1 protein-coding gene is annotated in these 670 nt (G+C 70.1%); it reads right to left on the bottom strand.

The genetic code is table 11. The features are described 5' to 3' along the window. Positions 1-183: 183 nt before the first annotated feature. On the bottom strand, positions 184-670 hold a 487-nt coding region (locus DMC61_RS41005), incomplete at its 5' end, for an alpha/beta fold hydrolase (protein ID WP_148106770.1).

Raw genomic sequence — 670 nt, 5'->3', positions numbered from 1 at the left:
GTGCTACGTCACTGTAGTCGTGCGTCCAGCCCATACCCGGACGTGTGCCCCCGCCCCAAGGTCGATAACCGTTCCCGGAGCCCTCAATTGGCCTATGCGCCGGGCAAGTGGCCGTTCATGGGACAAGCATTCCGGTTCGGATACCGGGCGCATCCGTTCGGTGACCGATCGCTCGCACCGCGGTCACCGGTCGGGTTCGGGATCCTTCAGCCAGTTGATCAGTTCGGTCGAGAAGGCGACCGGGTCCTCTTCGTGCGGGAAGTGCCCGAGCCCGTCGAACAGCCGCCAGCGGTAGGGCGCTTCGACGTACTGCCCCGACCCGGCCGCGCTCCGCGTCCGCATCACGGGGTCCAGGGAACCGTGCAGATGCAGCGTCGGCACGCGCACCGGCCGCTTCATCCGCCGGTAGAACTGGATGCCGTCCGGACGGGCCAGGGAACGCACCAGCCAGCGGTACGGCTCGACCGAGCAGTGTGCCGTGGAGGGGATGCACATGGCCCGGCGGTACGCCGCCACCGCGTCGTCGTCGAGGGACCGCGGCCCGGACCACTCGTGGAGCAGCCGGCCCACCAGCGCGCCGTCGTCCGCGGTCAGTTGACGCTCCGGCACCCAGGGGCGCTGGAAGCCCCAGACGTAGGAGCCCGCCCGGCTCTGGCGGACGTCCCCGAGC

This window comes from Amycolatopsis sp. WAC 04169, assembly GCF_003947535.1.
Lineage (GTDB): Bacteria > Actinomycetota > Actinomycetes > Mycobacteriales > Pseudonocardiaceae > Amycolatopsis > Amycolatopsis keratiniphila.
Note: the sequence above shows the minus strand (reverse complement) of the source record. Positions and strands in the feature narration are given on the sequence as shown.